16 protein-coding genes are annotated in these 20223 nt (G+C 55.9%); 5 read left to right on the top strand and 11 right to left on the bottom strand.

The window, feature by feature from the left end:
* On the top strand, nt 1–2986 hold a 2986-nt coding region (locus tag Q6A51_RS18385), incomplete at its 5' end, for an RHS repeat-associated core domain-containing protein (RefSeq protein WP_304575425.1).
* A 69-nt stretch (nt 2987–3055) separates the two neighbouring features.
* On the opposite strand, the gene Q6A51_RS18380 is transcribed toward Q6A51_RS18385, so the two are convergent.
* From Q6A51_RS18380 to Q6A51_RS18370, 3 genes are all read right to left on the bottom strand, one after another.
* Nucleotides 3056–4333, bottom strand: a complete 1278-nt coding sequence (locus Q6A51_RS18380; protein WP_304575424.1) for an Ig-like domain-containing protein — start codon at nt 4331–4333, stop codon at nt 3056–3058.
* Nucleotides 4334–4595: 262 nt separating this feature from the next.
* Entirely contained in the window at nt 4596–6605 is a 2010-nt protein-coding gene (locus tag Q6A51_RS18375; protein ID WP_304575423.1) for a hypothetical protein, read from the bottom strand.
* Between the two features lie 239 nt (nt 6606–6844).
* Complete coding sequence (locus Q6A51_RS18370; protein ID WP_445177112.1) at nt 6845–9112, bottom strand: autotransporter outer membrane beta-barrel domain-containing protein; 2268 nt, start codon at nt 9110–9112, stop codon at nt 6845–6847.
* Nucleotides 9113–9566: 454 nt separating this feature from the next.
* Between Q6A51_RS18370 and pabB the strand changes: the two genes are divergently transcribed.
* On the top strand, nt 9567–10922 hold the full coding sequence (gene pabB, locus Q6A51_RS18365; protein WP_304575422.1) for an aminodeoxychorismate synthase component I: 1356 nt from the start codon (nt 9567–9569) through the stop codon (nt 10920–10922).
* Between the two features lie 47 nt (nt 10923–10969).
* Here pabB and thrH read toward each other — a convergent pair whose 3' ends face one another.
* Nucleotides 10970–11587 carry a bifunctional phosphoserine phosphatase/homoserine phosphotransferase ThrH gene (gene thrH, locus Q6A51_RS18360; RefSeq protein ID WP_201002440.1) on the bottom strand — a complete coding sequence of 206 codons (618 nt, stop codon included), beginning with the start codon at nt 11585–11587 and terminating at the stop codon, nt 10970–10972.
* Between the two features lie 186 nt (nt 11588–11773).
* Between thrH and Q6A51_RS18355 the strand changes: the two genes are divergently transcribed.
* Nucleotides 11774–12508 carry a phosphoadenylyl-sulfate reductase gene (locus Q6A51_RS18355; protein WP_201020598.1) on the top strand — a complete coding sequence of 245 codons (735 nt, stop codon included), beginning with the start codon at nt 11774–11776 and terminating at the stop codon, nt 12506–12508.
* Nucleotides 12509–12579: 71 nt separating this feature from the next.
* On the opposite strand, the gene cysB is transcribed toward Q6A51_RS18355, so the two are convergent.
* The 4 genes from cysB to Q6A51_RS18335 all read right to left on the bottom strand — a co-directional run bounded on the left by cysB (nt 12580) and on the right by Q6A51_RS18335 (nt 16178).
* Nucleotides 12580–13554 carry an HTH-type transcriptional regulator CysB gene (cysB, locus tag Q6A51_RS18350; RefSeq protein ID WP_201002444.1) on the bottom strand — a complete coding sequence of 325 codons (975 nt, stop codon included), beginning with the start codon at nt 13552–13554 and terminating at the stop codon, nt 12580–12582.
* 150 nt (nt 13555–13704) lie between these two features.
* Nucleotides 13705–14199 carry a universal stress protein gene (locus tag Q6A51_RS18345; protein WP_201020599.1) on the bottom strand — a complete coding sequence of 165 codons (495 nt, stop codon included), beginning with the start codon at nt 14197–14199 and terminating at the stop codon, nt 13705–13707.
* A 90-nt stretch (nt 14200–14289) separates the two neighbouring features.
* Entirely contained in the window at nt 14290–15195 is a 906-nt protein-coding gene (locus Q6A51_RS18340) for a 5'-nucleotidase (RefSeq protein ID WP_201020600.1), read from the bottom strand.
* Nucleotides 15196–15221: 26 nt separating this feature from the next.
* Nucleotides 15222–16178: a putative 2-dehydropantoate 2-reductase gene (locus tag Q6A51_RS18335; protein WP_201002451.1), complete on the bottom strand. Its 957-nt coding sequence runs from the start codon at nt 16176–16178 to the stop codon at nt 15222–15224.
* 279 nt (nt 16179–16457) lie between these two features.
* Between Q6A51_RS18335 and Q6A51_RS18330 the strand changes: the two genes are divergently transcribed.
* Nucleotides 16458–17534, top strand: coding sequence for a 3-deoxy-7-phosphoheptulonate synthase (locus tag Q6A51_RS18330; protein WP_201002453.1), 1077 nt, complete (start codon nt 16458–16460; stop codon nt 17532–17534).
* Between the two features lie 64 nt (nt 17535–17598).
* Here the strand turns inward: Q6A51_RS18330 and Q6A51_RS18325 are convergent, their stop codons facing one another.
* The gene (locus tag Q6A51_RS18325; protein WP_304575421.1) at nt 17599–17880 is read right to left on the bottom strand and encodes a GNAT family N-acetyltransferase; all 282 of its coding nucleotides are present in this window, start codon (nt 17878–17880) and stop codon (nt 17599–17601) included.
* A gap of 614 nt (nt 17881–18494) precedes the next feature.
* Between Q6A51_RS18325 and oprI the strand changes: the two genes are divergently transcribed.
* Nucleotides 18495–18746, top strand: coding sequence for an outer membrane lipoprotei OprI (gene oprI / locus Q6A51_RS18320; RefSeq protein WP_002553018.1), 252 nt, complete (start codon nt 18495–18497; stop codon nt 18744–18746).
* A 120-nt stretch (nt 18747–18866) separates the two neighbouring features.
* Here the strand turns inward: oprI and Q6A51_RS18315 are convergent, their stop codons facing one another.
* Nucleotides 18867–19832: a L,D-transpeptidase family protein gene (locus Q6A51_RS18315; protein ID WP_201002458.1), complete on the bottom strand. Its 966-nt coding sequence runs from the start codon at nt 19830–19832 to the stop codon at nt 18867–18869.
* A gap of 95 nt (nt 19833–19927) precedes the next feature.
* Entirely contained in the window at nt 19928–20209 is a 282-nt protein-coding gene (locus tag Q6A51_RS18310) for a hypothetical protein (protein ID WP_117164303.1), read from the bottom strand.
* Between the last annotated feature and the right edge of the window lie 14 nt (nt 20210–20223).

The following is a 20223-nucleotide window of genomic DNA, read 5'->3' as shown; positions in this document are numbered from 1 at the left end:
CACCTTGCTCGATGGCATGAACCGTGTGGTGAAGGAGTTGCGGCAGGGCGCCGACGAGAACAAACCTGCCGATTACTTCCAGACCTACAGCGCGCTGTACGACGGCCGCGGGCTGTTGACCGAGGACTCCGAGAGTGACTGGCTGCTGGTGGAAGTCGAGGATGAGCCGGAGCTGCAACTGCGTGAACTGCCCCTGACCAACACCTATCAATACGATGACTGGGGTGAACAGCGCAGTATCACCGGCCCGGACGGGATTTCCCGGATTGCCGAAACGGATCCGATACGCAAGACCGTGCGTAACTGGGTGCAGAGCAGCGATACGCCAGCACAGATCAGTAACCTGACTGAAACCAAAAGCAACCGGTTCGGCAAACCCGAATGGTCCAGAACACTGGATGCTGCTGACATCCTTATAGGCCAGACGGATTATGCCTATGACGGCCTGGGGCGCTGTATCCAGAAAGTCGATGCGCTCAGACGCAGCACAAGCTTCGGTTACGACGCCCTGTCACGGGTCATCAGCACCACCCTCCCCGACCTGACCGTGATCGAAAAGGATTATGCGTTACACAGCAGCGATGCCTTGCCGACAAGAATCTGCGCTAGGCCAGACAAGGCAACAGAATCCATCCTGCTGGGTGAACAACGGTTCGATGGACTGAATCGCGCGACACACGTCAGCGTCGGCCCTCGTACCACCACCCTGGTCTACAAGGGCGGACAGATGCAGGTGGATGAATGCATCACTCCCGCCAGGCACTCCATTCATTATGAATACAGCCTGGGCCTGAGCGATCAGCCAGTGCGCACCATCGCCGAGAGTGAACAGGCCGACTTTACCTATGACTTCAAGACGGCCGCCTTGATGACCTCGCAAAACAGTCGCAGCCGCACCGAGTTCGATTACAACCTGAACGGCGGATTGAAAGCGGAACGCCGCGTGGAAGACGGAGTGACACGGGAAACCCTGCATACGGCTTCCTTTGGCGGACGGGCGTTGAGCCGCCAGGAGCCAGGCGGGCTGACGTCAGTCTATGAGTACGATCAGCTCGGCCGCGCCAGGTCAGTGAAACAGGGACAGTTGCAGGCCGGATTCACCTGGTCCAGCCTGGGTCGGTTGCAGAGTACTCTCATGACGGATACAGGCAGTGGCAACACGTTACAGACCAGCCTGCAATACAACGATCAGGGACAGGAAACCGAGCGTACCCTTGAACTGAGCGGCCACGATACCCGCACGATTACCCAGACATGGCGCAAGGACGGCAGGCTGACGTCCAGGCATCTGAAAACCGCCGACCGCTCATTGCTCGATGAAACCTTCGATTACGACGAACGCGGCCGCCTCGTGCTGCATGCCTGTACCGGAGAAACGCTGCCACAGGATCGTTATGGCAACGGGATCAGCGAACAACATTTCGATTTCGATGCGCTGGACAATATCACTGCAGTACTCAGCACCTTTATCGATGGCAGCACCGATCAGGCATTGTTCGGCTTTGCCATTGATGATCCGACGCAACTGGTCAGCATCACCCACACTCACCCGGACTACCCTGCCAGCATCACGCTGGATTACGACGCCGATGGCAATCTGTTGCACGACGAAAATGCTCAGCTACTGGCTTATGACACTCAGAGCCGCTTGCTGGGTGTAACCGCAACAGATGGCACAGCGGCAGCGCAATACCGCTATGACTCGCACAACCAACTGGTTGGCGTCAGTCAAGGCAGTCAAATCGAGGCGCTGCGTTTCTATCAGGGCGAACGCTTGAGCAGCAGTATTCAGGGCAACGAAACCACCTGTTATCTGTATGGCGACAATCAACCGCTGGGGCAGCAGACCCTCGGCGATGGGGCAAAGACCCTGTTATTCATGACCGACGCCAAGCAAAGCCTGCTCGGCGAAAGCCAGCAGGCCGATCTGCGCACGGCGGTGTACAGCGCCTATGGGGAACGCAGCAGTGACGATGGCATGCGTAACCTGCTGGGCTTCAATGGTGAAGTGCGCGATGAGGTCAGCGGCTGGTATCTGCTGGGCCGTGGCTACCGAGCCTATAACCCGATACTGATGCGTTTCCATAGCCCCGACAGCCTCAGCCCGTTCGGCGCTGGCGGGCTCAACCCTTATGTCTATTGCCTGGGCGACCCGATCGGCTTCGTCGACCCCACCGGGCATATGTCCCGTGGTCTGTTTCTGGGGCTCAATATCGCAGGCCTGGTGCTGGGGATCATTGGCACCGTTGCGACCGGTGGAGTGGCTGCGCCGGCATTGACCATGCAGTTCGGCCTGTTCGCAGTTGCCCAGACGGCGGGGGTTGCGGCGGTGGTGACAGGCGGGATCGGCGCTTATACCCCGGATACACAGGCCAAGAAAGCGCTGGGCATAACAAGCACTGTGCTGGGGATCATATCGACTCTGGCGGGTGCGGCTGCATTTTTTACGGGGAGGTCAAAGTGGGATTTCGCTAAGGCGGCAAGTACCGGAACTGATGATCTACCAAAGACTGCGCCTACCAGCTCAATGGATATAGGAAGAGCAATGCCTGTAGAGAACGTAGCGTCTGTAGACATGGCAACGCAGACAACACATGAATCAGGCCGAATACTTACCTTCGATAAACGAGTATGGAGGATATCTGGTGGCGAACTGAACGAATTGCCCAAACCGGGCATGGGCAGGCCTAACACTATACATGCCTCGACTCAAACACCGCCCCCCCCTCCGCCCCGAGTGGCTTTCAAACCACCGCCGCCCCCATCCCCCCGGGCAAGTACTCCAGAAGTCGAGATAGTGCCGCCCCCGTCTGGATCTGAAGCAGCAGTAAAATTAGTCCGTCCAGCCAAGCCCTCCACTGGACAGGAATCTCCCCGCGCTTCCACGGAGCTTATTGACAAGATCAATAGTGCAAGTGGCCTAGTGACATCTAACGGCAAAACACTTCATCCTGGTGATCTAATAGGAAAACTGAGAAAAATATAATCGTAAGCGTAGCCGGCCTGAAGACATCAAAAAACCGCCTCCCCCCTTGCGCCGAGGCGGTTTCACGATTCAAGCCACCAACGTCAACTCCAGCCGTCTGAACACCCTGTACGACAACCCGCCATCGAAACTCACTTCAATATATACCGAGAAGACCGCATTGAGTTTCAACTGTTCCAGAAACGAACGAACCAGCACGGCGTTGACTCTCTCTGCAACGATCTCACTTGAAGTTACCTCACGCGCCTTGAACATGTCGAAGTACAGATCGCCCCCCGTATTCTTGTCCACTCCCTCTGCCCGCATATTCATCTTTTGCTTCTCGGCCATAAACACCCATGCCCGGGTGAAGAAGTCTGCTCCACCGGCGGGTACTGCAGAAAGACGAAGTGTCTCCGGTGTCCCGCTTGCCTGTTCGCATTGTGGCTGGGGAAACCGGGCATCGGGAATCGGCAGGATGGTCAGCAGATACTTCCCGGACTCTTCAACCTTGCCACCCTGATGGGTCAAGGTGTAATACACCTCGACTTCTCTGCCTGAACCTATATTGCCGGGTACTGCGATAGCCGGTATTCCATACTCAAGACCACCCGCCGCGATGGGGGTAGTTGTGACGTGGCTGGCCTCGGGAGTAATACCGGTCCAGTAGACCGTGAGCAGGTCGGAGGGCTGCAGATCGATTTCCGAGGGGATGACCACCACGGCCCCATCCGTGACGAGCATCGGGTCCAGTGTTCCCTTGCCACCGCCTGCTGGCAGCGATTTCCTGACCGAAGGCATCAGCAACGGAATCGGCTGCGCATCCACGGACAGCAGTGCGGCGCGAGACAATACACTGAGGTTTCCGGCCCGGTCCTGAACTTCATAGGTCGCATACCGCTGGCCATCGCCACCGGCAACAATCACATCGCCATCGATTGCGATGTCCAGGCTCATATCGACCAGGCTCAAGGTCTTCTCACCCGCCAGCAGAGAACCAACCGGTGCTTGCTCCCAATACCAACTGATGGTGTCGCCGGGCCGATGGGGGGAATAGGTGGGGACAGTGGCCGGAAGTGTATTGTTGTGCTCCTCCAGATAACGGGCCGTGACCCTGTTACCGATCAGATCGGGAAGAAAAACCAGCGGGTCTTTATTGCCGGCAAGCGTGGCAGGAGTCCTGTCGATGGTAAGGGTGACGGGATCGGAGTCGTTAGTGTTGCCGGTTGAAAGCGTGACCTTGTAAAACAACTGGTGCGTACCTTCAATCAATTCAGCCAGAGGAATCTCCGCAAACAGAGTGTCTGGATCAGTGATGGGCGTCGTGAATGTCTTTACAGCCACTTCCCGGCCATCCCAGTTCAGCACGACCCTTTCATTGCGGCCCGGTGCTGGATCGCTTCCGCCCCATAAGGGAAATGTTACTTTCAGGTCTCTTTGCAATGCCGCCAGAGGCAGAAGATTGGTTTCTCCTCCCGGAATGTCCGGCAAAGTCTCTGGCACTACTGGCGGGCTCAAGTTCGCTAAAAAATCAGTCGCATCCATATCGCGTTTCTCCCATATAACCTGCCAGGGAATATAATCGGCCACACCCCTTGCGCGCAGACACGCAAGTTGTCGGCCTCACACTTCATGGTTTGGGTTCTGGCGGCGGCACTACGCACGTTAGATCCTCACCCGGGATAAGAAGCGAGACATACTGCTTCGCAGGCATTGGATTAGCCGGGACAGGCGTACCACCGCCCGCGGGTGTTACGGTATAAGTAACTTCCGTAAACCCCCTTTTGATCGGCAAGATATGATCAACGTAGGGTTCCACAAGAAACAGGAAACCATTGTCCACCTCCTCCTGCTTCAACGGCGGATGAACATGGGTAAATCGGGTAGCAGGAATGGCCGTGGTGCCATCGAGCTCATACCCCTGCCATACCGCAATCACCTCATCACCGACGGCTAGGTCTTTATCTGCTGGAATCTGCACCCTGAAACCAAACTTTGCAGTCGGATCGTTATAATCTTCCGAGCGCAGGGAAATGCATGAAAGCGTCCCGTTGCCCAGATCATCCACGAAGACATCGGGAAAAGTGGCAGGCTCGAAACTGATCCGCAAGACATCGACATTGACTGGCGTAGGAGGAGAACTCTGGGGGTTATTGCCGTTATCACTGTTGATGGTGTAATACATCGGCAGTGCCGGGTTATTGGCCTGGGGTTCAATGGCTGTCCAGGGAATGGTAAAACTGATCGGGTCCCCTGGTTTTTCATTTGCTACCGTGAACTCATACACCGGAGTTTCCTGAGTGCCCCAATACAGTTTCAATACCTCAGTAGGCAATACAGGCGTATATAACGTCGTGGTTGCATTAATGTCCTTACCGTCGTCGGAGGGTGTAAGGTGATCCTGCCCACCATCGGCCCCGGTCAGATGCACTTGCGCAAGTGTCGGATTAACGGGGTCGGGCTCATCGGGATTCCCCGGGCCAATGGTCGAAAAGTCAACATCGATACCCAGAGTCAAGGGTGCATCGGGGAATAACAGCGTCCCACGACTGACCTGGTAACTGACCTCCAAAGGTTTTTCGCCAGGCCCCAGATACTCAGCCTTCAGAGTCCCCCAAGGCACAGTGACATACACATCACGAGGCATGGACCCAGGCTCAACAGGAGCCAGATCAGTTCCACCCCATTTAACTCGAACAAGCGTACTTGCAGGATTATTGAACGCAGGAACAAGCACGGTGACACCCATATGCGCATCGGCCAGGTCCACCAATGGCCCTAATGGAACCTCCGGTGGCTGAAGATCGGCAGGCAGCGCCCCCAGCTGCACATCCACTACAGTAATCTGGGAAACGGCACTCACATTTCCGGCCTTGTCTGTCAACCAGTACACAACCAGCGTAGGGCCATTGACCTTGTCTTCGATAAAGGATTTCTGGATAGGAATTTTCCGGTCCGCCGGGATCACCACCGGGCCGAAAGCTGGGTTCGGAGCGTTAGGCGAATCTGGCATTCCCGGCCCCCAATACACCACGACCTGGTCCTCGTCGGTAATCCCTGGATAGTCCGGCAGCGTACAGACAAACTCAGTCACTCCCCCCGCAAAAGTCTCGTCAGTAATAAAGTCTGCCGGGACAATCAATGCCGTGGGGAATGCAAGGGCTGGATCCGGATTGAAATAAGGCGGAGTCCTGTCAATCGTAATAGTGAGAGGACTGGAACTGTTATTAGTCCCTTCGTTTGTAAAAATTTCGTATGCAATCGTGAATACACCCTCATGAGGGATATTATCATGCGGAATATTCTTCTCCAGCGGAAAATCAGTTGCGTCCAGCGGCCCCATGAATCGCTTTGAATTGACATAAATGATATAATCCTCACTATTAGTGAGTGTTAAAACAACATCTACATAACCCGTACTGACAATCGGAAGATGCCAATAAGGAATTTGCACATCAAGATCACCCACTAAATCCTTGACACGGAGTAACCCCGGCGGCAAGCCTGCAATAATAGCGCTTACCAGCGCAGGATCAAGCAAGGCATCCGGTGAGGGATTACCTCCCCCTCTCTTCACCTGTGAACGCATATACTCGCGACGCTTCTGTATGCCTTCCGCAATTTTATGAGCATTCGACATTTCACTCTCCTTGAGTTCAACAAAAAACCTGTATACATAAGGCGAGCAGGAATGATTCGTTCAAGAGCGGCCGAGCCTCCTGTTAACACCGCCCCTGCTCGAACACCATTAAACGCCCCCCGTGAAGAGTTGGATACTGTCAGAACTGCCAGTACCCGGCAGATGAATTAAACCTTCCGATATTCGTTTCACGAATAAAAAAGGGAAGCTTTCGCTTCCCTCATGATCCATGACAACCCTTACCAGTTATAACGCAACCCTATATTGGCACCCCACGGCTGCTCAAGTTTCTTGCCATTGCTGTAATCAAAATCGGCATGCAGTTGCAGGCGATCCGACATTGAAACGGCAATACCGGCACCCAGTTCACCTCGCGCCCCGGAAAGATCATTATTGAAGTCGTTGCCATTGATCTTTACACCATTGTCCTGAGAAAACTCATGCACGTAAGCGGCACGAATATAAGGCTGGGCAATCCGGCCCTCGCCCAGATCAAAATCACGACCTGCCGTAGCACCCAGCTTGCCGACCAGTGACCGGGTATCATCACCTTCAGCCCGCATGCCGTTGTCCAGAGAATAATCCTTGCCCTCAACCATCAAGCCTGCCAGTTGCGTGTAAGGCTCGACGAAATAGCCATCATCGAGCTTGATATGCTTGCCGAACTCGACGGAAGCCCCCACACCACTGTTGTCGTAATCGCCCTTCGACTCGGAACCATCACTCAGGCTGACATCGGCTTCATTACGAAAGCGGTTGAGCTTGAGAACACCGTCAAAGTAGTAGCCGCTGTCCTGATCGAGCCAGGTCGTATAAGCGCCGACATAGTAGCTGTTGACCTGCCCGGTGGTACCGCGATCAAGATTCAGGTCCGACTTGCTGTAACCACCCAGCAGACCGACCAGCCACTGCCCGTCACCCCATGGCAATGGGGCATCGGCACCAAAGGAAAGCCCTTGTTGTGTCTGTTTGTAACCGACATCGGACGCGGCCTTGGCGTCAAACTTGTTGCCATAGGTACGAATCCAGCCGCCTGGCTGCCCGCCCTTGAAACGCAACTCACCCATACGGCTGCGCAGGGTGGACAACTCGCCATACCACACAGTAGGCGCCGTATTGAACAATGCCAGTACCGCGCCAGTGCTCGAACTGACCTTGCCGGTATTGACCAGATACCAGTCGTTACCACCTTGCTGGCTGAGTTCATAAGTGTAGGTGCCCATATCTACCGGCCCGTTGAGCAACGAGAACTGTGCGTCACCACTGGCGGTATGCACCACATGCATGGACGAGTCGGCAAGCGGATCGGAACCGGTCGCCCCCACCAGCAAGGAGTGATTGCCGGTTGCAGTACCAGTCACATCGAGAAAGTCGACTTTGCCCTGGGAGAAATCGGCGTCCATGACAAAGGTGCCATTACCTGACAGATTGCCCACCGACAACCTGTAGAACGCATCCGGCTCACCCATCTTGATGAAGCCGCCATCCATGGTCAGGTTGCTGACCGTGGAGTCTTCAACCATCACCCACCTCGCAGCACTATTGATCGCCAGGCTGCTGAGGTTTTCAAGACGGCCCGTCAGAACGGAGTTATTGGAGAGTGCAACATTTGCAGTACTGCCCGCTTCAGCGATCACGTCGCCCGTCAGGGTGCTCTGGTCCAGGCTCAAATCCAGCTTGCCACTGTCAGTGACCTGAACATTTCCCGCAAGCGCACTGCCTGATACATCCATTGTGGCCGTAGCGCCATTGACCTCGAGAATATTCCCGTTCCCCCCCGTCAGACTTGAGCCGTTCTTTACAATGATGTTCGTCAAGTCAGTGCTGCCAAAAGGGGGATCAACAACGATTGCAGCACCTGTCTGCCCAATGACCTGGCTGTTGTCCAGTTCGATGAAAGGATTACCAGGGCCCGAAACATCACGACTTTGAGTGACGTTGATACCGTTTACGGCCCCGGAAATGACCGTACCGTTAGTGGCCCTCAACTCCCCGTTGAACATGTGAACCCCAACGCCATTGGCACCCGTGCCACTGACCTGACTTCCCGAGAGCGTCACAGTGCTCCCTGCCAACATATCAATGCCTATTTCATTTGCGCTCACGATAGTGCCATTCATCAGCGCATTGGCGGCAGTTACGCGCATGCCAATAAGTGCATTTGCCCCCCCGATACTGCCGCCAATGAAGTTCCCTGCACCGCCCAGAAAACTGATGGCAATACCTAAGATAGCCCCCTCACCCGTCACCTGCGTATCCGTAAAGTTCAGCGCACCGCCGTGCTCCACTCTTATATAAGTAGCCTTGGCACCATCGGCATTAAGCACCCCTCCATTCATGACAAACCACTCAGTCTTATAGTAAGTGCTATCGATATACCTGGGGCCTCCAATAACGGTTTCCGCCAGAGCGGCACCATGATAGCCAAATAACATCAACGGAGTAATCCACAGTGTTCGCAATGCTCTGCCTGAAGCAGCAGACTTCGACGAATTATAAAAAAACATGACTTATTCCTTCGTTTTATAAAAGCGACAACGACAATGCGTACGTCATCAACGGCGCCGAAGAATAACAATACAAAACCTATAATCATGTAGGACCTTTCCTAGAGGAATGTAGCCTTATTCCCACGAACAAAAGATAAATAAACGATGAAGAGCCAATCAATTCACAATAAAAAAAGCAGGCTTATCCCTTTCAAGAATAACTGAATCATTTCATTAACATTCTCTTCCTAGATTCATACAAGCTATTCAAATCAGCGATAAAGCACTTGTACATCACGACCTGGGACACGATGGAATTAGTTGTAAAGCTGCCTTTACAGTCAAATGATCATTTCCATCAAAATACTTCTTCAGGACAAGAATACAGCCCGTTTCCCAAACAGAGTACTAGGAGATACTGGCACTTGAGCCTTAGAATCACCCACCCGATACTGCCGACCGATTTCTGCGAATGCCGACCTGCACCCTTTACCCCTTGCGCTATTCATCTGACCCTGCTGAATACTTCAAACGGGTCCGTCACGCACCGGGCGCTGTGTTGCTGGACAGTGGTCGTCCTGAGGCGGATCGCGGAAGGTTTGATCTGCTCAGCGCATGGCCGCTGGAGCATCTGGTTGTAGAGCCAGGTGAATCCGGTACGGCATTTCTGCAACGATTGCGCGACGGCCTTGAGCGTCTGGGCGTTGCACAATTGCCCTCTGACAGCGAACTGCCCTTTGCGGGTGGGTTGATCGGCTATCTGGGCTATGACTTCGGTCGTCGCCTTGAGCCGTTACCAACCCTGGCTATCGATGACCTGCAACTGCCGGATGCTCGCCTGGGCCTGTATGCCTGGGCGGTGATCAGTGATCATCAGGCAGGCACCACGCAACTGGTCTGTCACCCTGCACTGCCGGAATCTGAACGCTTGCGGTTGCTGGAGCTGTTTCAGCAGCCGGGCAGCGACTCGGTCCCGAGCGAGTTCCGCTTGAGCAGCCCGTTCCAGGCCGACCTCAGCGCACTGGATTACCGCACGGCCATTACCCGTATTCAGGACTACATCCAGGCGGGTGACTGTTATCAGGTCAATTTTGCCCAGCGCTTTCAGACTCGCTGCGAAGGCGACTCATGGACTGCCTACTGCGCTCTGCGCGAAGCATGCCCAACGCCGTTTTCCGGCTACCAGTCATTGCCCGACGGCGATGCGATCCTGAGCCTGTCGCCGGAGCGCTTCGTCAAAGTCAGCCATCGGGAAGTCGAAACCCGCCCGATCAAAGGCACCCGCCCACGGGGTCGCGATGCAATCGAAGATGAGGCCTATGCGCAGGAACTGCTTTCAAGCATCAAGGACCGCGCCGAAAACCTGATGATCGTCGATTTGTTACGTAACGATCTGGGCCGCAGTTGCACCACCGGTTCAGTGAAAGTGCCGGAGCTGTTCAGCCTGGAAAGCTACCCGAATGTGCATCATCTGGTCAGCAGCGTGACCGGCGAACTGGCGGCAGACAAGGATGCCCTGGACCTGATCGCCGGCAGCTTCCCCGGCGGCTCGATTACCGGTGCCCCAAAGATCCGCGCCATGCAGATCATCGACGAACTTGAGCCCACACGCCGCGCCTTGTACTGCGGCTCGCTGATGTACCTGGACGTGCGCGGTGAACTGGACAGCTCCATCGCCATCCGCAGCCTGCTGGTCAAGGACGGCAGCATTTCCTGCTGGGGTGGCGGTGGAATCGTGGCAGACTCCGATTGGGAGTCGGAGTATCAGGAGTCTTTTACCAAGGTGCGGGTGTTGCTCAGGACACTGGAGAACTTTATTCGCGACTGAAGTCGCTCCTACGATATGTGTAGGAGCGACTTCAGTCGCGAATGGATCTACAGCGACAGATCCCGGTTCGAGGCCTTGATGAATTCCTTTTTCAGGTCTTCAAAGGTATGCACCGCCGGGAACTGCGGGAATTCGCGAATGACGTTTTCCGGGGCATGGAACAGGATGCCTGCATCGGCCTCGCCCAGCATGGTGGTGTCGTTGTAGGAATCACCAGCAGCGATGATGCGGTAATACAGGCTCTTGAAAGCCAGTACCGACTGACGCTTCGGGTCCTTCTGACGCAACTGGTAGCTGACGACGCGGTCCGTCTCGTCGGTGATCAGCCGATGGCACAACAAGGTCGGAAAACCCAGTTGGCGCATCAGCGGCTGGGAAAACTCGTAGAAAGTATCCGACAGAATCACCACCTGGAAACGCTCGCGCAGCCAGTCGACGAATTCGACCGCGCCGTCCAGCGGCTTGAGGGTGCCGATCACTTCCTGGATATCCGACAGCTTCAGGCCATGCTCATCGAGGATGCGCAGCCGCTGCTTCATCAGCACGTCATAGTCGGGAATATCCCGAGTGGTCGCACGCAGCGATTCGATGCCGGTTTTTTCGGCAAAGGCAATCCAGATTTCCGGGACCAGCACCCCTTCCAGGTCGAGACAGGCAATTTCCACAGAACACTCCTCAATGGGATTTCAAGATCAAGCGAAGCGGCACTCTAGAGTCTGTTGCCATTTCAGCGCAAGCCGTACTGGCACAAACCCAGAACACGTCAGACAGGCCATTGAGCGATGGATTTTGTTACCATTGCCGCCATCACGAGCGCTTAAGCGCCACTCTTGTACCTAGGAAGCCGCCTGATGAGCCAACCCTTCGACGTCGCTGAACTCGCCGCGACGTATGCCAACAAGTCTGCTCAGGACATTCTGAAACTGGCCTTCGCACATTTCGGTGACGAGCTGTGGATCTCCTTCAGCGGTGCCGAAGATGTGGTGCTGGTGGACATGGCCTGGAAGCTGAACAAGAACGTCAAAGTGTTCAGCCTGGATACCGGTCGCCTGCATCCAGAGACTTATCGCTTCATCGAGCAGGTCCGCGAGCATTACAGGATCGATATCGAACTGATCTCCCCGGACCAGCAAAAGCTTGAGCCTTTCGTCAAGGAAAAGGGCCTGTTCAGCTTCTACAAGGACGGTCATGGCGAATGCTGTGGCGTTCGCAAGATCGAACCCCTGCGCCGCAAGCTGTCAGACGTCAAGGCCTGGGCCACCGGCCAGCGTCGCGACCAGAGCCCTGGCACCCGGAGCGCGGTAGCCGCCCTGGAAGTCGACAGCGCCTTCTCGACGCCCGAACGCACGCTGTACAAGTTCAACCCTCTGGCACAGATGAGCAGCGAAGAAATCTGGGGCTATATCCGCATGCTTGAGCTGCCTTACAACAGCCTGCACGAACGCGGTTTCATCAGTATTGGCTGCGAGCCCTGCACGCGCCCGGTATTGCCGAACCAGCACGAACGTGAAGGCCGCTGGTGGTGGGAAGAGGCGACGCAGAAGGAATGCGGGTTGCACGCCGGGAACCTGATTACCAAGGGGTGATGCCAATTCGCGACTGAAGTCGCTCCTACATCATCTGTGTAGGAGCGAATTCATTCGCGAAAACAGGCCCATCAATGCACAGGCAGTTCCACACCCTCGAACAGCTCTTCCAGCTCCTGTTTGTTGTGGCAGTGAATCGCCTTGGCCATGACTTCGCGAGTCAGGTGCGGAGCAAACTTCTCGATGAAGTCGCACATGAAGCCACGCAGGAAAGTACCGCGACGGAAAGCAATCTTGGTGATGCTTGACTCGAACAGGTCGCTGGCATCAAGAATGACCAGGTCACTGTCGAGCTCTTCATCCACTGCCATCCTGGCAACGATACCGACCCCCAGATTCAGGCGCACATAAGTCTTGATCACGTCTGCGTCCGCCGCCGTGAAAACGACCTTGGGCACCAGCCCGCGGTGGCTGAATGCTTCATCAAGCTTGGAGCGCCCGGTGAACCCGAATACATAAGTCACGATCGGGTATTCGGCCAGCAGCTCCAGGGTCAGCTTGGGTACCTTGGTCAGGGGATGGCCCTGAGGCACCACTACACAGCGGTTCCAGCGGTAGCACGGCATCATGACCAGATCACCGAACTGCTCCAGCGCTTCGGTAGCAATGGCGAAGTCAACGGTCCCGTCAGCCGCCATTTCCCCGATCTGCATCGGTGACCCCTGGTGCATGTGCAATGCAACGTCCGGGTATTGCTTGATGAAATTACTGATGACAGGCGGTAAGGCATAACGCGCCTGGGTATGGGTGGTTGCGATCGACAAGGTGCCCTTTTTCTCGTTAGAGAATTCCTGGGCAATTTGCTTGATGCTTTCGACCTTGCGCAGAATCTCGCCAGCAGTGGTGATAATGCGTTCACCGGCTGGCGTGACCCGTGTCAGGTGCTTGCCGCTGCGGGCAAAAACTTCGACCCCCAACTCGTCCTCAAGCAAGCGTATCTGCTTGCTGATGCCGGGCTGCGAGGTGTAAAGGCTCTGTGCCGTCGCGGAAACGTTGAGGTCGTGGTGCGCCACTTCCCAAATGTAGCGCAATTGTTGGAGCTTCATATGTATCCCTCAAAGCAGATAAACCCTAGGGGTATCAGCGACGGTATATAACTGGATTAATGGTCTGGTGAATAACGCTAGAACTTTTTATCACCTTTGAGAGGTAATCGCACGCTCGATTTCACTTAAACCATCATTTACACCCCCACCCTACCCCCGTCCTCTGTTCTGCATCATGGGCACCATGTAAACCGGTACATCAGAAAGCTGTAAAACCCTGGCGGCCGTACGACCTATCGGCGCGCCCTCTTTCGCCATATGGCTATGACTACCTAGCACCAGCAAGTCCACTGCCAGCTCGCGTGTCTGCTCAAGGATCACATTGCATGGCTCCCCTTGAACGACCCTCACTGCGCGGATGAAAGACAGGTCTTTATGACCTTCTCCTAGTTCTTCACGAAACCCGTCGAGCATCCTTTGCTCTATTCCATCCATGAATGTACTCACGCCCTTGCCGTGAAGGTCCTTCAACGCATCCTCCCCCAGGTAGCTCTGCAATACCGACTCGGCGAACAGACCCATGGGCTCGACAACATGAATGACGTAAAGGCCGGCATTGAACGTTCGAGCCATTGCCAGCGCATGTTGCACCACGTAAGGCGCATACAGACCGAGGTCTGTGGCATACAGGATCGAACGAATCATATAACCTCCCGAACAACCGGAATGACGGAGATTGATTCAGCTTAGCAGCGCACCCAAGACTACGAATACGGCTTATTGCGCCTTGTGCTGTCAAAGCTTTATTTCATTACTGATGCCGTGGGGAACATGGCCGGTAGCTACAACCTCCCGGGCCTTTTCGCAATGGCCGGGCTGATCGTCGAAGAAGACATCGGCCGCGAACGCTTCAAGAAAAGCAGACTTCTGCAAACCACCCAGAAACAGCGACTCGTCCAGACGAATGTCCCACTCGCGCAGGGTGCGGATCACCCGCTCGTGGGCCGGAGCAGAGCGGGCCGTGACCAGGGCCGTACGAATCGGGCAGTTTTCCTCGGGAAACTCGCGCTGCAACAGGTTAAGCGCTGCCAGAAACGGCTTGAAAGGTCCGCCGCGCAAAGGCTCACGCGCCGACTCGCGTTCACTGGCCTGAAAGGCCGCCAGCCCGCCGGTCTGGTAGATGCGCTCGGATTCGTCGGAAAACAGCACCGCATCGCCGTCGAACGCGATTCGCAACTCGGCACTGGCCGCCCGCCGTGCGCCACCGGAAAGAATGGTTGCCGCAGCGAATCCGGCATCCAGAGCGCTGCGTACGTCCTCGGCATGGGTTGAAAGAAACAGGTGGCAGCCAAACGCCGCCAGATAAGGATAGGGACTGCGCCCGCCGACAAAAGCGGCACGGGTGATATCCAGCCCGTAATGCTGAATCGAATTGAAGACCCGCAACCCGGTATCGGCGCTGTTGCGCGAAACGAGTATGACCTCGACCCGCGCCTTGCTGAGGCTGGCGTTGAGACTCAGCAGCTTTTCCACCAGCAGATAAGCGTCGCCCTGCTCCAGCACTTCGTCTTCATGATCGATCTGATACTGGCGATAGGCTTCGACCCCGTCCGCCATATACACCGCATGGCTTTCACGCAGATCGAACAGTGCCCGCGAGGAAATCGCCAGCACCAGTTTATGCTCATCACGGTCTGCCATGATCGCCTCCTTGTTGACTGATCGAATCAAACGTTTCGACGTCCGATGAACGCCAGAGACTGATAGAGCACCCTGACCCGCGACATGTCGTATCCAGCCTCCAGCGCGGCGGCCAGCGGCCTGGCATAGATGGCCTCCAGCTCCAGCGGTCGCCCCTCGACGAAGTCGTGGTGCATGCTGGGTTTGTAATCCGGCATCTTCCCGGTCACCTCGAACAGTTGACGAGCATACCCTTCGGGCAGGACATAGCCACAAGCCTCGGCGCCCTGCACCACCTCATCCATCAATGCCTTGATCAGTTCACGACTGCAAGGATCGACCATCAATGGCGTAGTGCTGGTCTGCAACAGGGCAGACAAACCGTTATAGGGCACATTCCAGACCAGCTTCTGCCAGCGGGCCTGCTGCAGATCGGCCATGGCATGGGATTCGACTCCTGCCCTCTGAAAAAGCGCCGTACATTCTTCGACCACTGCCTGACGGCTTTCCTGATCAACGGCCGGGCCACTGTGATACCCGACACTCACGGCACCAAAAGCCTGATGGGTCACAACCCCGGGCTGCGCACGATGCACGCAGATAAAACACAAACCACCCAGGAGGTGCAGACTCTCGGGCAGCAAGGGCCGCAACTGATCCTCCACTCCCAGGCCATTCTGCAAAAGCAGGACTTTGGCTCCCGGCGCCGCAGCCCGGGCAATGACAGGCGCAAGGCCGCCATTGCCGGTACTTTTGGTGCCCACCAGCAACCAGTCGCAAGGCGGCATGTCTGCAACGGAGCAATAAGCCTGGACCGGATTGAGCGACAGATCACCATGCACCGCACTGTTCACCTGCAGGCCGTTGCGAACCACTGCATTGAATTCACTGCGCAACAGGAAATGCACGTCAAAACCGGCACGCGCCAGCATCAGGCCATAAAAACCACCAATAGCACCGGTGCCGATAATGCCGATCCTTGGTCGTTGCGTATCACGGGTCATACTCATCCTCTCAATATCGTCTGCCTCATGGCAGTTCTGATTGTCCGCACACTATCCGATGCATGCCGACCGGTTGCAAATTCACGGCGAGAGCAAGCGGCTATCCTTGCTTCAAGTACTGTCTTTATTACAGCCCGACAGCCTCAAAGCCACGTTTACCCATTGTCGAGCAACAGGGTAACGCGCTAAGGTTCGGCTCCCCGATACGCTCAACCATGCTGAGCACCGCCGCAAGAAACACTGCGTGCGGCCAATACCCGTGACCTGATGAGTAACACGATGGCTGATTTACCGATTGACGACCTCAACGTTGCATCCAACGAGACTCTGATCACGCCGGATCAACTCAAGCACGAAATTCCTCTTACCGAGAAAGCCCTGCACACTGTAAGCCAGGGCCGGGAAGTGATCCGCAACATTCTCGACGGCAAGGATCATCGCCTGTTCATCGTGATCGGGCCATGCTCGATTCATGATCTGAAGGCAGCAAAAGAATACGCCGCACGCCTCAAGACTCTGGCTGCCGAACTTTCGGACACCCTGTATCTGGTCATGCGCGTGTATTTCGAGAAGCCACGTACCACCGTCGGCTGGAAAGGCCTGATCAACGATCCGTACCTGGATGACTCCTTCAAGATCCAGGATGGCTTGCACATCGGCCGTCAATTGCTGCTGGACCTCGCGGAAATGGGCCTGCCAACCGCTACCGAAGCGCTGGACCCGATCTCCCCGCAATACCTGCAAGACCTGATCAGCTGGTCTGCCATCGGCGCCCGCACGACCGAATCCCAGACCCACCGCGAAATGGCTTCCGGCCTGTCGTCGGCCGTGGGCTTCAAGAACGGCACGGATGGCGGCCTGACGGTTGCAATCAACGCCCTGCAATCGGTTTCCAGCCCGCATCGCTTCCTGGGTATCAACCAGGAAGGCGGCGTTTCCATCGTGACCACCAAGGGCAATGCCTATGGTCACGTGGTACTGCGCGGCGGCAACGGCAAGCCGAACTATGACTCGGTCAGCGTCGCTCTTTGCGAGCAGGCACTGAACAAGGCGAATATCCGTCCGAACATCATGGTCGATTGCAGCCACGCCAACTCCAACAAGGACCCTGCCCTGCAACCTCTGGTCATGGAGAACGTCGCCAACCAGATTCTGGAAGGCAACGAGTCGATCATCGGCCTGATGGTGGAAAGCCACCTGAACTGGGGTTGCCAGGCCATTCCCAAAGACCTGTCGGAACTGCAATACGGCGTATCGATCACCGATGCCTGTATCGACTGGGAAAGCACCGAAAAAACCCTGCGCAGCATGCATGCCAAGCTCAAGGGTGTACTGCCGGCCCGCAATCGCGGTTAACGGTCACGCACCAACGAAAACGCCGGGCATATGCCCGGCGTTTTTCATGGTGCTGGATGTGCCTTCAGATCTTGGCAGCCTGGCGGTGGTGGCGCTCCATGTAGCGCTCAACATACGAGCAGGATGCAATCACGGTGTACCCCATGCTGTCGGCATAATTGAGCGCATGTTCGGTCAGGGCAGCCGCAATGCCCCTGCCACGCAGCTCGTCCGGCACGAAGGTCCGGTAGAAATCCAGGGTCTGTTTTCCCAGGTCCATATAGGTCAGGTAGGCACGATGACCTTCAACGTTGACTTCAAATTGATGGCCAGTCTTATCATGGTGGATGGACAACGCCTCGCTCATCACTACTCCTCGCGGGTCTTGGATTTTGACCCCTACCTTACCGATGTTTTTCCGGCGAAGGAATATCTACGCCACCCCGTGCCTGCCTGGACACCGAGAAAAGAATTGCAGATCTCCAACAAACAGCACCTCCAAATAGTAGGCGTCCTTACAGAAGATGCTCAAGCCTATCGATCATAAAATGCATGTTCGACCCAATATTTACGGGCACGGTTGAACCAGTCCTCGCCGGATGTTGTCGATTGAGACGTCCATGAACATTGAAAGTCACCGCAGTCCTTTTAGATAACGAGCCTGCTCAAGAGCAAGGCGCGACATTGGACATGAAGTGGCCGATATGAAGCCACAGCACCCGGATTCCGGGTCATGGCGGCACGTGTCTTCTTGAGCCAGGCGTTCGTCAGAGCCACTGTCCCACGCTGACGCGGCAAAGTGGATAGTTTTTATACAGATTGCATGAGAAGTAGTACGGAACACTTTCAAAGCCAAGAATTTTATCCCTTCTTGCGCTTCGTCAGTTTACTTACTACAAACAATGGGTACTATGTACGCCGGTCATTTTCTCACTTTCGAGAGATGACTAATTTGAAGAAAAGTCCTTGAAGGGGAACACGATGAACAACGTTCTGAAATTCTCTGCTCTGGCTCTGGCCGCAGTTCTGGCCACCGGTTGCAGCAGCGTCTCCAAAGAAACCGAAGCTCGTCTGACAGCTACCGAAGACGCAGCAGCTCGTTCGCAAGCACGTGCCGACGAAGCCTATCGCAAGGCTGACGAAGCTCTGGCTGCTGCTCAAAAAGCTCAGCAAACTGCTGACGAAGCCAACGAGCGCGCTCTGCGCATGCTGGACAAAGCTAGCCGCAAGTAATAATCCCTCGGGATTGTTGAAAAGGCTGACCCGTTCGCACGGGTCAGCCTTTTTTATTGCCTGCGATTCAGCATGCAGGCCTTGACCAGCCCGCTCAGGCTGGCCAGGACTCAAGACAGCTTATTGAAAGATCACCGGGGCCTCGGCAGCCGCTGGCGCAGTGCCCGGAACCGCGATCTCGACCGGCATGCCATCTTCGGCAGCGACCACATCACGCACCAGATCCCAGTTCATGCGCAGGTTGTTGGCCAGATCCTCACGCTTGAGCAAGGCATTGATGACCCCGGTGTGCTTGTCGACCACAGACGGGTTGCCCTGATCGTCCAACGGGGTATGGGCTTCCAGATACACCTTGCCGCCACTGATACCGAACTTGTAGGGCTCGCTGATGATTCGCACCGTCGTGCCCACCGGCGCCATGTCTGCCAGTTCCAGCACGTTGTTGTTGTACATGCGGAAGCAACCGTGACTGGTGCGCATGCCGATGCCGAACTTCTTGTTCGAGCCATGGATCAGGTAACCGGACATGCCCAGCCCGAACTTGAACGGCCCCAGCGGGTTATCAGGACCGGCAGGCACGACGCTGGGCAGGATGTCGCCATCGGCCGCGTGCTCGGCGCGAATCGACGCCGGAGGCGTCCAGGTCGGGTTCGGCGTCTTGGCGATCACCTTGGTCACACCGATCGGCGACCCCCAGCCTTCGCGCCCTACACCCAGAGGATAGGTATGCACCACGTTCTGGCCCTTGGGGTAGTAGTACATGCGGTATTCGGCCAGATTGATGACGATACCTTCACGCGGACCCGGCGGCAGAATGAAGCGGGTCGGCAATACGATATCGGTGCCCTCGCCCGGCAACCATGGATCGACGCCAGGGTTGGCCGCGATCATCTCCAGATAACCCAGGTCGTACTTGGTGCCGATATCGGCAAAGGTATCCTCGTAGCGAGCCTTGATCACCTGAACCTGCCCGATGATGTCCTCTCCAGGCGCAGGCAATGGAAACTCCAGTGCATTGACAGAGCTGGCCACACAGAGAGCAGCAAGCGACAGACAGCGGGTAACGGCTGGAATGCGCGACAACATCCGGGGAAATCCTTCGGCTAAACGGCGAATGGGGAAAGTAATGAAGTGTACACCGGCGCTTACAGAACCGGGAGACAGGCGCAGGACAGAGACAGCTACAGTTCAGGCCAGATCGGATGCATCCCGCGCCGCTGAGCGTCGAGAATCGCCTTGCACAACGGGCACAGCCGCTCATCGGTCAAGGCCTGCTGCTCGACCCCCGACCAGCGTGGCTGCGCCGGAAGCAAGGTGCCGCACAAGGTACGATCGATGGAGCCGCCCAGCTCCAGCTGTCGCGCAATCAGATGCACCCTGACTTCCTGGCACGCGAACAGATCGAGCTGTTCATCGGGCTCGATCATTTGATAGGCATATAGGGACCAGGCGGGACGCGGCATGGGGGGCTCCAGAT

The organism is Pseudomonas serbiensis (assembly GCF_030580745.1).
In the GTDB taxonomy this organism is placed as follows: Bacteria; Pseudomonadota; Gammaproteobacteria; order Pseudomonadales; family Pseudomonadaceae; genus Aquipseudomonas; species Aquipseudomonas serbiensis.
The sequence above is the reverse complement of the archived record's forward strand: the minus strand, read 5'-3'. Positions and strand labels throughout refer to the sequence as shown.

Bases quoted from the DNA above. Each gene is read 5' to 3' on its own strand.
- Q6A51_RS18325 (WP_304575421.1), bottom strand. From the start codon at position 17,880: ATGAGCGAGGCGTTGTCCATCCACCATGATAAGACTGGCCATCAATTT.
- Q6A51_RS18355 (WP_201020598.1), top strand. From the start codon at position 11,774: ATGAGCCAACCCTTCGACGTCGCTGAACTCGCCGCGACGTATGCCAAC.
- Q6A51_RS18315 (WP_201002458.1), bottom strand. From the start codon at position 19,832: ATGTTGTCGCGCATTCCAGCCGTTACCCGCTGTCTGTCGCTTGCTGCT.
- Q6A51_RS18335 (WP_201002451.1), bottom strand. From the start codon at position 16,178: ATGACCCGTGATACGCAACGACCAAGGATCGGCATTATCGGCACCGGT.
- Q6A51_RS18370 (WP_445177112.1), bottom strand. From the start codon at position 9,112: ATGTTTTTTTATAATTCGTCGAAGTCTGCTGCTTCAGGCAGAGCATTG.
- oprI (WP_002553018.1), top strand. From the start codon at position 18,495: ATGAACAACGTTCTGAAATTCTCTGCTCTGGCTCTGGCCGCAGTTCTG.
- Q6A51_RS18345 (WP_201020599.1), bottom strand. From the start codon at position 14,199: ATGATTCGTTCGATCCTGTATGCCACAGACCTCGGTCTGTATGCGCCT.
- Q6A51_RS18375 (WP_304575423.1), bottom strand. From the start codon at position 6,605: ATGTCGAATGCTCATAAAATTGCGGAAGGCATACAGAAGCGTCGCGAG.
- Q6A51_RS18330 (WP_201002453.1), top strand. From the start codon at position 16,458: ATGGCTGATTTACCGATTGACGACCTCAACGTTGCATCCAACGAGACT.
- cysB (WP_201002444.1), bottom strand. From the start codon at position 13,554: ATGAAGCTCCAACAATTGCGCTACATTTGGGAAGTGGCGCACCACGAC.
- Q6A51_RS18340 (WP_201020600.1), bottom strand. From the start codon at position 15,195: ATGGCAGACCGTGATGAGCATAAACTGGTGCTGGCGATTTCCTCGCGG.
- pabB (WP_304575422.1), top strand. From the start codon at position 9,567: ATGCCGACCTGCACCCTTTACCCCTTGCGCTATTCATCTGACCCTGCT.
- Q6A51_RS18310 (WP_117164303.1), bottom strand. From the start codon at position 20,209: ATGCCGCGTCCCGCCTGGTCCCTATATGCCTATCAAATGATCGAGCCC.